Genomic DNA, 13484 nt, shown 5'->3' on the forward strand with positions numbered 1-13484 from the left:
CCGTCTAACGTACGACCAAAAGATCTCCTGTTGCGAGTAGTGAAACGCAATGCGTATAGCGCTACGATTTGGCGAAACGCGCGAGCGAGACGAGGCACCATGACGTCACATCAATACGACTTCGTCATCGTCGGAGGCGGCTCGGCCGGCAGCGCGCTGGCGAACCGGCTCTCCGCGGACCCTGCCACGCGGGTGCTCGTCCTGGAGGCGGGCCGATCGGACTACCCGTGGGACGTGTTCATCCACATGCCCGCGGCCCTGCCCTTCCCCATCGGCAACCGCTTCTACGACTGGCGCTACGAGTCGGAGCCCGAGCCCCACATGCACGGCCGGCGGATCTATCACGCTCGCGGCAAGGTGCTCGGCGGCTCCAGCAGCATCAACGGCATGATCTTCCAGCGCGGCAACCCGCTGGACTACGAGCGGTGGGGCGCCGATCCCGGGATGAAGAGCTGGGACTACGCCCACTGCCTGCCGTACTTCAAGCGGATGGAGAACTGCCTGGCCGACCCCGACACGCCGTGGCGCGGCCACGGCGGGCCGCTGGTGCTGGAGCGCGGGGCGGCGAGCACGCCGCTGTACGACGCGTTCTTCGAGGCGGTGCAGCAGGCCGGCTATCCCCTGACCGACGACGTGAACGGCTACCGGCAGGAGGGCTTCGCCCGCTTCGACCGCAACATCCGGCGCGGGCGCCGGCTCAGCGCCGCCAGGGCGTACCTGCACCCGGTCATGAAGCGGCCCAACCTGACCGTCAAGACGCGCGTGCTGGTGACGAAGATCGTCTTCGACGGGAACAGGGCCGTCGGCGTCGAGTTCGACGGCGGCCGGGTCCGCGCGGGCGAGGTCATCCTGTGCGGCGGCGCGATCAACTCGCCTCAACTGCTGCAGCTGTCCGGGATCGGCAACGCCGACGAGCTGCGCGAGCTCGGCCTCGACGTCGTGCACGACCTGCCGGGCGTGGGCGAGAACCTGCAGGACCACCTGGAGGTCTACATCCAGCACGGCTGCCGCGAGCCGGTCTCGATGCAGCCGAACCTGCAGAAGTGGCGCCACCCCTGGATCGGCGCGCAGTGGCTGTTCCTGCGCGGCGGGCCGGGGGCGACCAACCACTTCGAGGCGGGCGGCTTCGTCCGCGGCAACGACGAGGTCGACTACCCCAACCTGATGTTCCACTTCCTGCCGCTGGCCGTGCGCTACGACGGCTCGGCGCCGGCGGGCGGGCACGGCTACCAGGTGCACGTCGGCCCCATGTACTCCGACGCCCGCGGCTCGGTGAAGATCAAGAGCACGGATCCCCGGCGGCATCCCGCGCTGCGCTTCAACTACCTGTCCACCGAGCAGGACCGGCGGGAGTGGGTGGAGGCCGTCCGGGTGGCCCGCAAGATCCTCGGGGCGCCGGCGCTGGCCGGGCTCAGCACGGGCGAGGTGTCGCCCGGCCCGTCCGTGGAGACCGACGAGGAGATCCTGGACTGGGTGGCCAAGGACGGCGAGACCGCCCTGCATCCCTCGTGCACGGCCAGGATGGGCGTGGACGCGATGTCGGTGCTCGACCCGGACACGATGCGGGTGCACGGCGTCGACGGGCTGCGCGTGGTGGACGCCTCGGCCATGCCGTACGTGACGAACGGCAACATCTACGCGCCGGTCATGATGCTGGCGGAGAAGGCGGCCGACCTCATCCTGGGCAACACGCCGCTGCCGCCGCAGACGACCGAGTTCTACCGTCACCGGGCATGACACAAGGGCGGTGGGGCACTCCCCCACCGCCCTTGTGCGTGAGCGTCAGCGGAAGACGACGGTGCGGTTGCCGTTGAGCAGGACGCGCTGCTCGCTGTGCCACTTCACGGCCCTGGCCAGCACCTGCGCCTCCACGTCCCGGCCGGCCGCGACCAGGTCCTCGGCGTCGAGCTCGTGGTCCACCCTGGCCACGTCCTGCTCGATGATGGGCCCCTCGTCCAGGTCGGCCGTGACGTAGTGCGCGGTCGCGCCGATGAGCTTCACGCCGCGCTCGTGCGCCTGGTGGTACGGCTTGGCGCCCTTGAAGCCCGGCAGGAAGGAGTGGTGGATGTTGATGGCCCGCCCCTCCAGCCGCTTGCACAGGTCGTCGGAGAGGATCTGCATGTAGCGCGCCAGGACCACCAGCTCCGCGTCGCACTCCTCGACCAGCTCCAGGATCCGCGCCTCGGCCTCGTCCTTGGTGGCGGCCGTGACGGGCACGTGGTGGTACGGCACGCCGTACGAGGCGGCCAGCGGCTCCAGGTCGGGGTGGTTGGAGACGATCGCGGGGATGTCGATGTTGAGCGCGCCCACCTGGCGGCGATAGAGCAGGTCGTTCACGCAGTGGCCGAACTTCGACGCCATCACCAGCGTGCGGGTGGGCGTGGCCGCGTCCTTCAGCTGCCAGTTCATCTGGAAGGACTCGGCGACGTAGGTGAACCCCTCGCGCAACCGCTCGATCTCGTCATGCGCGGCGAAGTGCACGCGCATGAAGAACCTGTCACCCTCGCGGTCGTTGAACTGCTTGCTCTGCAGCATGTTCCCGCCGTGTTGGACGAGAAAGCTGCTGACCGCGTACACGATGCCCGGCTTGTCGGAGCAGGACACCGTGAGGATGAACTCGCGGCCAGGGTCGGGACGTGGAGACATCACACCCTCCCGGTGTTGCGTATGACGCAAAGAAGAGATTTATACGCAACAGACTGAGGGCACGGGCCTGGCACGTCAAGGGGCAAGAAGGTCAAACCACAGCACAACGTATTTATTTGGCCAGTGATTCCGGCAAACCCTTGACGAACGCTCGGAGACGAGTCAATCCTGTTCCTCATTAAGCAGCGCCTTGCGCGATACGCAACTATCGAGGTGTGCCGATGACCGAGCTCTACATCGCGGGCGAGTGGACCAGACCACTCGCCGGTGGTCAGCGGCGCATCCACTCGCCCGCCGACGGCGACCTCGTGGCCACCGTGGCCGAGGGGACCGCCGCGGACACCGAGGCGGCGATCGCCGCGGCCAGGCGCGCCTTCGACGGCGGCCCCTGGCCCGCGACGCCGGCCCGCGAGCGCGGCGCGCTGCTCTACAAGGTAGCCGACCTGCTGGAACGCGACCGCCAGACCTTCGCCCGCGCCGAGTCGGGCGACACCGGCAAGCGCCTGGTGGAGAGCGAATACGACATCGACGACTGCGTGGCCAGCCTGCGCTACTTCGCCGGCGTCGCCGGCACCGACGCGGGCCGGGTCGTCGACACCGGCCGCGACGACGCGATCAGCCGCATCGTGCACGAGCCGATCGGCGTCTGCGGCCTCATCACGCCGTGGAACTACCCCCTGCTCCAGACCACGTGGAAGGTCGCCCCGGCGCTCGCCGCGGGCAACACGTTCGTGCTCAAGCCGAGCGAGCTGACCCCCAGCACGGCCATCCTGCTGATGCGCGCGCTGGCCGAGGCCGGGCTGCCGGACGGGGTGGCCAACCTCGTGCTCGGCACCGGCCCGGAGGTCGGCGCGCCGCTGGCCGGGCACCCGGACGTGGACATGGTCTCCTTCACCGGCGGCCTGGCCACCGGGCGGCGCGTCATGGCCGCCGCCGCGGCCACCGTGAAGCGGGTGGCGCTGGAGCTGGGCGGCAAGAACCCCAACATCGTCTTCGCCGACGCCGACTTCGACACGGCCGTCGACTTCGCGCTCACCGCGGTGTTCCTGCACTCCGGCCAGGTCTGCTCGGCCGGCGCGCGGCTGCTGGTGGAGGACTCCCTGCACGACGCGTTCGTGGACGAGGTCGTACGGCGGGCCGAGCTGATCCGCCTGGGCGGCCCCTTCGACCCGCACGCCGACACCGGCCCGCTCATCTCCGCCGCGCACCTGGCCAAGGTCGAGGAGTACGTGGCGGCGGGCCTGGCCGAGGGGGCCGTGCTGCGCTGCGGCGGCCGCCGCCTCGACGGGCCCGGACACTTCTACCGGCCCACCGTCCTGGACGAGTGCAAGCAGGACATGCGCGTCGTGCGCGAGGAGTCCTTCGGCCCCGTCCTGACCGTCGAGCGCTTCACGACCGAGGACGAGGCGGTCCGCCTCGCCAACGACACCGAGTACGGCCTGGCCGGCGCGGTCTGGACCCAGGACGCCGGCAGGGCGCAGCGGGTCGCGGGCCGGCTGCGGCACGGCACGGTGTGGATCAACGACTACCACCCCTACGTGCCGCAGGCCGAGTGGGGTGGCTTCAAGCAGTCCGGCAACGGCCGCGAGCTGGGCCCGACCGGCCTGGACGAGTACCGCGAGATCAAGCACGTCTGGCAGAACATCCGACCGCGCCCACAGCGGTGGTTCCCAGAGAACTGACGCTCCGACGACGAAGAGGTGGTCATGACCGTCCCGTCACTGACCGAAAGCACACCACTCAACACCGAGGCACCCCCCATTCTCGACGTCCGAGGCCTGTGGAAGGTGTTCGGCCCCAAGGCCGACCGCGTGGTCGGCAGCACCCTGAGCCGCACGGAGCTCAAGGAGCAGACCGGCTGCGTCGCCGCGGTCCGCGACGTCTCCTTCTCGGTCCGGCGGGGCGAGGTGTTCGTCGTCATGGGCCTGTCGGGCTCGGGCAAGTCCACCCTGGTGCGCTGCCTGACCCGGCTGATCGAGCCCACGGCGGGCGAGATCGTGCTGGACGGCGAGGACATCCGCACCGCCGACGCCCGCAAGCTGCGCGAGCTGCGCAGGCACCGGATGGCGATGGTCTTCCAGCACTTCGGGCTGCTGCCGCACCGGTGCGTGCTGGAGAACGTGGCCTTCGGGCTGGAGATCCGCGGCACCCCCAAGAAGGAGCGCTACGAGCGGGCCCGCGAGGTGCTCGGGCTGGTCGGGCTGACCGGCTTCGAGAACTCCTACCCCGACCAGCTGTCCGGCGGCATGCAGCAGCGCGTCGGCCTGGCCCGCGCGCTCGCGGCCGACCCCGAGGTGCTGCTGTTCGACGAGCCGTTCTCCGCGCTGGACCCGCTGATCAGGCGCGAGATGCAGAACGAGGTCATCCGCCTGCACCACGAGGTGGGCAAGACGATGATCTTCATCACCCACGACCTGAGCGAGGCGCTCAAGCTGGGCGACCGGATCCTCATCATGCGCGACGGCGAGCTGGTCCAGGTCGGCACGCCCGACGAGGTGGTGGGCGCGCCCGCCGACGAGTACGTGGCCAACTTCGTCAGCGACGTGCCGCGCTCGCACGTGCTGACGCTGTCGTGGATCATGCGCCCGCCGCTGGAGGGCGAGCCCCTCGACGGCCCTGAGCTCGGCCCCGACGTGGTCATCCGCGACGCCGTGCACACCGTGCTGTCGGCCGACCGCCCGGTGCGCGTGGCCGGGGACGACGGCCTGCTCGGCGTGGTCACCAGCGCGGAGATCCTCGAAGTGATCGCCGGAGGGCAGCACTGATGGCGGCCGTCACGGCGGTCGCCGCCAGGCTGCACAAGCTGCCCGACCGCAGGCTCCTGCTGGCCCTGGTCGTCGCGGCCTGGGTGGTGGGCTGGGCGGTGCTCGGCGGGCGCGACACGCAGCAGTTGGGCGGCGCCGAGCTGACCCCGCTGCACCGCGACCTCAGCCAGGCCATGGACGTCATCGACGACAGCCGCAACAGCAACCCGTTCTTCCTCTACTTCATCAACTACATCCGGCTCTTCCTGGACGACGCGGTGACCTTCGTCCAGGCGCTGATCAGCCAGCCGTCCTTCGGCCGCCCCCTGCCCGTGCTGGGCTGGCTCGGCGTGGTGGCGATCGCCACGGCCGTCGCCCTGCTGGGCGGGAACAGGAAGGTGGCGGCGCTGACGGCCGCGGGCTTCCTGTCCTTCGGCCTGCTCGGCCTGTGGCAGGAGAGCATGGACACGCTCGCCCTCACGCTGACGGCGGTCGCGCTGTCGCTGGCCGTGGGCATCCCGCTCGGGATCTGGGCGGGGCTGAGCGACCGGTTCCTGCGGCTGGTCACGCCGGTGCTCGACTTCATGCAGACGATGCCGACGTTCGTCTACCTGGCGCCGCTGACGCTGTTCTTCCTCATCGGCCCGGCCAGCGCGACCGTGGCCACGATGATCTACGCGGTCCCGCCGGCCATCCGCATCACCGCGCACGGCATCCGGCAGGTCTCGCCGGAGACGATGGAGGCGGGCACGTCACTCGGCGCCACTCCTATGCAGGCGCTCAGGCACGTGCGGCTGCCGATGGCCAGGCAGACGATCATCGTGGGGGTCAACCAGACCATCATGGCCGCGCTGTCCATGGCCACCATCGCGGCCCTGATCGACGCGCCCGGCCTGGGCAAGACCGTGCTCAAGGCGCTGCAGACGCTGGACGTCGGGACCGCCTTCAACGCCGGCCTGGCGATCGTGATCATGGCCGTGGTGCTCGACCGGGTGACCTCGGCCGCCAGCCGGCGGGTGGAGGACCAGCGCCGCGCGGGCCGGCTGCGTTCCGCGCGCCGGCGCCGCATCGAGGTGACGGCCGTGCTCGGGATCGCGGCCGTGCTGGCCTACCAGTCCTACACCTACCTCTGGGCCGCGGACTTCCCCATCGAGGCCAACGTCGGCTCGTACGTGCGCAACGCCGCGGACACCGCCAGCGCCTGGGTGCAGGACAGCCTGGTGACCTACACCAACGCGCTGAAGAACGCGCTCACCAACGGGCTGCTCAACCCGTTCGAGGCCCTGCTGACCGGCTCGCCCTGGTGGCTGGTCTGCCTGGTGGCGGTCGCCGTGGCCCTGCTGGTGGGCAGCGCGCGGGCCGCGCTGGTCACCGCCATCGGGCTGCTGATGGTGCTGGCGCTCGGACTCTGGCAGGACAGCATGGTGACACTGGCCTCCACGCTGGTCGCGACCATCCTGGTGATGGTGCTCGGCGTGGTCGCCGGCGTGTGGATGGGCCGCAGCGACCGGGCCGACACCCTGCTGCGTCCCGTGCTCGACGCGGGGCAGACCATGCCCGCCTTCGTCTACCTGGTGCCCATCCTCGGCCTGTTCGGCCCGACCCGGTTCACCGCGATCATCGCCGCCGTGGTCTTCGCCGCGCCGGTGGCGATCAAGCTGGTGGCCGAGGGGATCAGGCGGGTCTCCCCCACCACGGTGGAGGCGGCGACCTCGGCGGGGGCGGGCACCTGGCAGCTGATCTCCAAGGTGCAGCTGCCGATGGCGCGCAGCGGCGTGACGCTGGCCGCGAGCCAGGGACTCATCTACGTGCTCTCGATGGTCGTCGTGGGCGGCCTGGTGGGCGCCGGGGCGCTCGGCTACGACGTGGTGGCCGGCTTCTCCCAGCACGAGCTCCGCGGGAAGGGACTGGCCGCCGGGATCGCGATCGTCGTGCTCGGCATCGTGCTCGACCGCGTCATGCGCGCCGCCACGCAACGGGCCGACGCCGCCGCCCACGGAGGGCTTGCGAACAAATAAGGAACAGGAACACAGGAGGACCAAGTGGCGATGTCGAGAAGCGGCAGGATCAGGGCGCTCGCGCTCGTGACCGGCGGCGGCCTCCTGCTCAGCGCGTGCAGCGGAGCGAAGGTCGGCGAAACCCAGCAGGCCGCCGCGGGAGGCGGCAAGACGTGCGGCACGTTCAACCTCGCGGTCAACCCCTGGGTGGGCTACGAGGCCAACGCCGCGGTGATCGCGCTCGTCGCGGAGAAGAACCTCGGCTGCAAGGTGGTGAAGAAGGACCTGAAGGAGGAGGTGTCCTGGCAGGGCTTCGCCACCGGTGAGGTCGACGCGGTCGTGGAGAACTGGGCCCACGACGACCTGAAGAAGAAGTACATCGACGAGCAGAAGGTCGCCGTCTCGGCGGGGCCGACCGGCAACCAGGGCGTCATCGGCTGGTTCGTGCCGCCGTGGATGGCCAAGAAATATCCCGACATCACCGACTCGAAGAACCTCAACAAGTACGCCTCGCTGTTCAAGACCTCCGAGTCCGAGGGCAAGGGCCAGCTGCTCGACGGCGACCCGTCCTTCGTCACCAACGACGCGGCGCTGGTCAAGAACCTCGACCTGGACTACAAGGTCGTCTACGCGGGCAGCGAGACCGCGCTCATCCAGGCCTTCCGGCAGGCGGAGAAGCAGCAGACGCCGCTCATCGGCTACTTCTACGACCCGCAGTGGTTCCTGTCCGAGGTGAAGCTGGTCAAGGTGGACCTGCCCGCGTACACCAAGGGGTGCGATGCCGACGCGGCCAAGGTCGCCTGCGACTACCCGCCGTACGAGCTGGACAAGATCGTGAGCAAGAAGTTCGCGGACTCGGGCAGCCCCGCCTACACCCTGGTCAAGAACTTCACCTGGACCAACGACGACCAGAACCTCGTGGCCAAGTACATCGCCGAGGACAAGATGACGCCCGAGGAGGCGGCCGCCAAGTGGGTCGCCGCCAACCCGGACAAGGTCAAGGCCTGGCTTCCCGCGACCTGACCGCTCCTCCGCCGTGCGCCCGGCCCGATCGTCCTGCCGCGATCGGGCCGGGCGTACGCGTGCGCTCACCGGCCGAAAGGCTGTACTGAATAAGACAGAACACCCCTTGACACCCGGAATGCGGCGAGCGACGCTTGTTGCGGAAAGCGCGTTTGGTTGCATATACCGCAACAACGGAGGTGGCTATGACGGGCCCGAGCGTGGTCATCATCGGCGCGGGCGTGGTCGGCGCGGCCTTGGCCGACGAGCTGTCCGCCCGAGGCTGGACCGACGTCACCGTCGTCGACCAGGGGGACGTGCCCGCCACCGGCGGCTCCTCCTCGCACGCCCCCGGACTGGTCTTCCAGGTCAACGGGTCGAAGACGATGACCGAGATGGCCCGCTACACCGCGGAGAAGTTCGTCGAGCTCGACAGCTTCCTGCAGGTCGGCGGGCTCGAGGTGGCCACCAGCCCGCAGCGGCTGGCCGAACTGCACCGCAGGCACGGCTGGGCGGTCGCGTGGGGGCTCGAGGCCCACCTGCTCACGCCTCAGGAGTGCGCCGCCAAGCACTCATTGCTGGACGAGGCCAAGGTGCTCGGCGGGCTCTACGTCCCGACGGACGGACTGGCCAAGGCGGTCAAAGCGGTGGACGCCCAGCTGGCCAGGGCCCGGGAACGCGGCGTGCGGGTGCTGCCCCGGCACGAGGTGCTCGACATCAGGACCCAGGACGGCAAGGTGTGCGCGGTGGTGACCGACCACGGCGACCTGCCCGCCCAGGTGGTCGTGTGCTGCGCCGGGATCTGGGGCCCGAAGGTGGCCCGCATGGCCGGCATGGACCTGCCGCTCACCCCGCTGGCCCACCAGCTCGCCTGGACCGGGCAGGTGCCGGGGCTGGCCGGCCAGACCGAGGAGGCCACCCGGCCGATCCTCCGCCACCAGGACGCCGACCTGTACTACCGCGAGCGCTTCGACACGCTCGGCATCGGCTACTACGGCCACCGGCCGATGCCGATCACCGCCGACGAGATCCTCGCGGTGGACGAGGCGGAGGTGATGCCGTCGGTGCTCACCTTCACCCCCGACGACTTCGCCAAGGCCTGGGAGGAGACCCAGGCGCTGCTGCCCGACACGCAGAAGGCGGAGGTCGAGTCCGGCATCAACGGGCTGTTCTCCTTCACCACCGACCACCTGCCGCTGATGGGGCAGTCCCAGGACGTCGAGGGCTTCTGGGTGGCCGAGGCGGTCTGGGTCACCCACTCCGCGGGCGTCGGCCGGGCGATGGCCGAGTGGCTGGTCGACGGCCGCTGCTCCTCGTTCGACCTGCACGAGTGTGACGTCAACCGGTTCGAGCCGCACCAGCTGGCGCCCGACTACGTGCGCGATCGCGGCTGCCAGAACTACGTCGAGGTCTACGACATCATCCACCCGCTGCAGCCGATGGAGCACCCGCGCCCGCTACGGCTGAGCCCCTTCCACCCGCGCCAGCAGGACCTGGGCGCCGTCTTCCTGGAGGCCTCCGGCTGGGAGCGCCCGCAGTGGTACGGCGCCAACGCGCCGCTGCTCGACGGGCGCGACCTCCCCACGCCCGGCGCGTGGGCCGCCCGGTACTGGTCGCCGATCGTCGGCGCCGAGGCGCAGGCCACCCGCGAGGCGGTCACGCTGTACGACATGAGCGCGCTCAAGCGGCTGGAGGTCAGCGGCCCCGGCGCACTGGCGTTCCTGCAGCGGATCACCACCGGCGACGTCCACAAGTCGGTCGGCTCGGTGACGTACTGCCTGCTGCTCGACACCGACGGCGGCATCCGCAGCGACGTCACCGTGGCCCGGCTCGGCCCCGACCGCTTCCAGATGGGCGCCAACGGCAACCTGGACCTGGACTGGCTGGAGCGGCGCCGCCCCGCCGACGTGTTCATCCGCGACGTCACCGCCGGCACCTGCTGCCTGGGCGTGTGGGGCCCGAAGGCCCGCGACCTGGTCCAGCCGCTGACCGGCATCGACCTGACCGCGCTGAAGTACTTCCGCGGCGCCCGCGGCTTCATCGGCAACGTGCCCGTCACCATGCTGCGCCTGTCCTACGTCGGCGAGCTCGGCTGGGAGATCTACACCACCGCCGACATGGGGCTCAAGCTCTGGGACACGCTCTGGTCCGCGGGGCAGGAGCACGGCGTGCTGGCCGGCGGCCGCGGCGCCTTCACCAGCCTGCGCCTGGAGAAGGGCTACCGCTCCTTCGGCACCGACATGACCTTCGAGCACGACCCGTACGAGGCCGGCCTCGGCTTCGCCGTCAAGCTGGACAAGGGCGACTTCGTCGGCCGCCGGGCGCTGCTGGAGCGCAAGGAGTCGGTCCGCAGGAAGCTCACCTGCCTGCTGACCGACGAGGTGGTCATGGGCAAGGAGCCGGTCTACGACGGCGACCGGGCCGTCGGCTACGTCACCAGCGCCGCCTACGGCTACACCGTCGGCCGCGGCATCGCCTACGCCTGGCTGCCCGCCTCGCTCGCGAGCCCGGGCCAGGCCCTGCACATCGGCTACTTCGACCAGCGCGTCCCGGCCGTCGTGGCCGAGGAGCCGCTCTTCGACCCGGCGATGACCCGGCTGCGCGGTTAGGGAAAGGACCTCACATGATCGACACCCCGCTGGACGTGGTGGACCCCGAGGTCCACGCCCTGATCGGCGCCGAGCTCGCTAGGCAGCGCTCGACGCTGGAGATGATCGCCTCGGAGAACTTCGCGCCCGCCGCCGTGATGGCGGCCCAGGGCTCGGTGCTCACCAACAAGTACGCCGAGGGCTACCCCGGCCGGCGCTACTACGGCGGCTGCGAGCACGTGGACGTGATCGAGCAGCTCGCCATCGACCGGATCAAGGCGCTGTTCGGCGCGGAGGCGGCCAACGTGCAGCCGCACTCGGGAGCCCAGGCCAACGCGGCGGCGATGGCGGCGCTGCTGGATCCCGGCGACACCATCCTCGGCCTCGACCTGGCCCACGGCGGCCACCTGACGCACGGGATGCGCATCAACTTCTCCGGTCGCCTGTACAACGTGGTCGCCTACCACGTGCGCGAGAGCGACCACCTGGTGGACATGGACGAGGTCGAGCGCCTGGCCCGCGAGCACCGTCCCCGGCTCATCATCGCCGGCTGGTCGGCCTACCCGCGGCGGCTGGACTTCGCGGCCTTCCGCCGGATCGCCGACGAGGTGGGCGCGTACCTGATGGTGGACATGGCGCACTTCGCCGGGCTGGTGGCCGCCGGGCTGCACCCCTCCCCCGTGCCGCACGCGCACATCACGACCACGACCACGCACAAGACGCTCGGCGGCCCGCGCGGCGGGGTGATCCTGTCCACGGAGGAGCTCGCCAAGAAGATCAACTCCTCGGTCTTCCCGGGCCAGCAGGGCGGCCCGCTGGAACACGTGATCGCGGCCAAGGCGGTCTCGTTCAAGATCGCCGCTGAGGAGGCGTTCAGGGAGCGCCAGCGCCGCACGCTGGAGGGAGCCCGCATCCTGGCCGACCGGCTGCTGGCGCCCGACGCGGCGGCCGCGGGCGTGAAGGTGCTGACCGGCGGCACCGACGTGCACCTGGTCCTGGTCGACCTGCGCGAGTCCGCGCTGGACGGCAAGCAGGCCGAGGACCGGCTGCACGCGGCCGGGATCACGGTCAACCGCAACGCCGTGCCGTTCGACCCGCGACCGCCCATGGTCACCTCGGGCCTGCGGATCGGCACCCCGGCGCTGGCCACGCGCGGCTTCGAGGCGGCCGACTTCGCGGAGGTCTCCGACGTCATCGCCACCGCGCTGACGCCGGAGGCCGACCTGTCGTTCCTGCGCGACCGGGTCGAGGTCCTGGCCGGCAAGCACCCGCTATACGGAGAGGCGCGATGAACCTGCCCGAGCACCCCGAATGGCTGTGGGGCGCCACCGAGCCCAGGCGCTCCTACGACGTGGTCATCGTCGGAGCCGGCGGGCACGGCCTGGCCACCGCCTACTACCTGGCCAAGAACCACGGAATCACCGACATCGCCGTCCTGGAGCGGGGGTGGCTGGCCGGCGGGAACATGGCCCGCAACACCACGATCATCCGCTCCAACTACCTGTGGGACGAGAGCGCGGGCATCTACGAGCACGCGCTCAAGCTGTGGGAGGGCCTGGAGGAGGAGCTCGGCTACGACCTGCTGTTCAGCCAGCGTGGCGTGCTCAACCTCGCGCATAGCCTCCAGGACGTACGCGACAGCGTGCGCCGCGTCGAGGCCAACCGGCTCAACGGCGTCGACGCCGAGTGGCTGGACCCCGAGCAGGTCCGCGAGGTGTGCCCGATCGTGGACATCTCGCCCGGCGTGCGCTACCCGGTGCTCGGCGCCACCTTCCAGCCCCGCGCCGGCATCGCCAAGCACGACCACGTGGCCTGGGGGTACGCCCGCGCCGCGGCGGCCCTCGGCGTGGACTTCATCGAGCACTGCGAGGTCACCGGGCTGCGGGTGAGCGACGGCCGGGTCACCGGCGTGGACACCACCCGGGGCCCGATCTCGGCCGGCCGGGTCGCGCTGTGCGCCGCGGGCCACACCTCGGTCGTGGCCAGGACCGCGGGGATCGACCTGCCGCTGCAGAGCCACCCGCTCCAGGCGCTGGTGTCCGAGCTGCTCGAACCCGTGCACCCGACGGTCGTCATGTCCAACGCCGTGCACGTCTACGTCAGCCAGGCGCACAAGGGCGAGCTGGTCATGGGCGCCGGCATCGACGCGGCCAACTCCTACCGGCAGCGCGGGGCCTTCCACATCATCGAGCGGCAGATGGCCGCCGCGCTGGAGCTGTTCCCGATCTTCGCCCGCGCGCACGTGCTGCGCACCTGGGGCGGCGTGGTGGACGTCTCGCCCGACGCCTCGCCGATCGTCGGCCTGACCCCGGTCCGGAACCTCTACCTCAACTGCGGCTGGGGCACCGGCGGCTTCAAGGCGACACCCGGCGTGGGCTGGTGCTTCGCGCACACCGTGGCCAACGACGAGCCGCACCCGCTCAACGCCCCCTTCTCCCTTGACCGATTCACCACCGGGGCGCTCGTGGACGAGCACGGCGCCGCCGCGGTCGCGCACTGAGGAGCCG

At 70.6% G+C, this 13484-nt stretch carries 9 protein-coding genes; 8 read left to right on the top strand and 1 reads right to left on the bottom strand.

Features of this window, described 5'->3' with window-relative positions; all coding sequences use genetic code 11:
* The first annotated feature begins 99 nt into the window (after positions 1-99).
* Entirely contained in the window at positions 100-1737 is a 1638-nt protein-coding gene (gene betA, locus AB0L65_RS06390) for a choline dehydrogenase (RefSeq protein ID WP_364241020.1), read from the top strand.
* Positions 1738-1782: 45 nt separating this feature from the next.
* Here the strand turns inward: betA and purU are convergent, their stop codons facing one another.
* A complete protein-coding gene (gene purU, locus AB0L65_RS06395; protein WP_364241023.1) occupies positions 1783-2646 on the bottom strand; it encodes a formyltetrahydrofolate deformylase in 864 nt (287 codons plus the stop codon).
* Positions 2647-2867: 221 nt separating this feature from the next.
* Here purU and AB0L65_RS06400 point away from each other — a divergent pair, with 221 nt between their 5' ends.
* From AB0L65_RS06400 to AB0L65_RS06430, 7 genes are all read left to right on the top strand, one after another.
* Complete coding sequence (locus tag AB0L65_RS06400) at positions 2868-4328, top strand: aldehyde dehydrogenase family protein (protein ID WP_364241026.1); 1461 nt, start codon at positions 2868-2870, stop codon at positions 4326-4328.
* A 24-nt stretch (positions 4329-4352) separates the two neighbouring features.
* Positions 4353-5411 carry a glycine betaine/L-proline ABC transporter ATP-binding protein gene (locus AB0L65_RS06405; RefSeq protein ID WP_364241029.1) on the top strand — a complete coding sequence of 353 codons (1059 nt, stop codon included), beginning with the start codon at positions 4353-4355 and terminating at the stop codon, positions 5409-5411.
* Positions 5411-7408, top strand: a complete 1998-nt coding sequence (locus AB0L65_RS06410) for an ABC transporter permease subunit (protein WP_364241032.1) — start codon at positions 5411-5413, stop codon at positions 7406-7408. The genes AB0L65_RS06405 and AB0L65_RS06410 overlap by 1 nt, the downstream gene beginning before the upstream one ends.
* A gap of 30 nt (positions 7409-7438) precedes the next feature.
* Positions 7439-8410: an ABC transporter substrate-binding protein gene (locus AB0L65_RS06415; RefSeq protein WP_364241823.1), complete on the top strand. Its 972-nt coding sequence runs from the start codon at positions 7439-7441 to the stop codon at positions 8408-8410.
* Between the two features lie 185 nt (positions 8411-8595).
* On the top strand, positions 8596-10998 hold the full coding sequence (locus AB0L65_RS06420; RefSeq protein WP_364241034.1) for an FAD-dependent oxidoreductase: 2403 nt from the start codon (positions 8596-8598) through the stop codon (positions 10996-10998).
* A gap of 14 nt (positions 10999-11012) precedes the next feature.
* Positions 11013-12269, top strand: coding sequence for a serine hydroxymethyltransferase (glyA, locus tag AB0L65_RS06425; RefSeq protein WP_364241037.1), 1257 nt, complete (start codon positions 11013-11015; stop codon positions 12267-12269).
* The gene (locus AB0L65_RS06430; protein ID WP_364241040.1) at positions 12266-13477 is read left to right on the top strand and encodes a sarcosine oxidase subunit beta family protein; all 1212 of its coding nucleotides are present in this window, start codon (positions 12266-12268) and stop codon (positions 13475-13477) included. The genes glyA and AB0L65_RS06430 overlap by 4 nt, the downstream gene beginning before the upstream one ends.
* Positions 13478-13484: the final 7 nt, after the last annotated feature.

Source organism: Nonomuraea sp. NPDC052116 (assembly GCF_040680035.1).
GTDB lineage: Bacteria > Actinomycetota > Actinomycetes > Streptosporangiales > Streptosporangiaceae > Nonomuraea > Nonomuraea angiospora_A.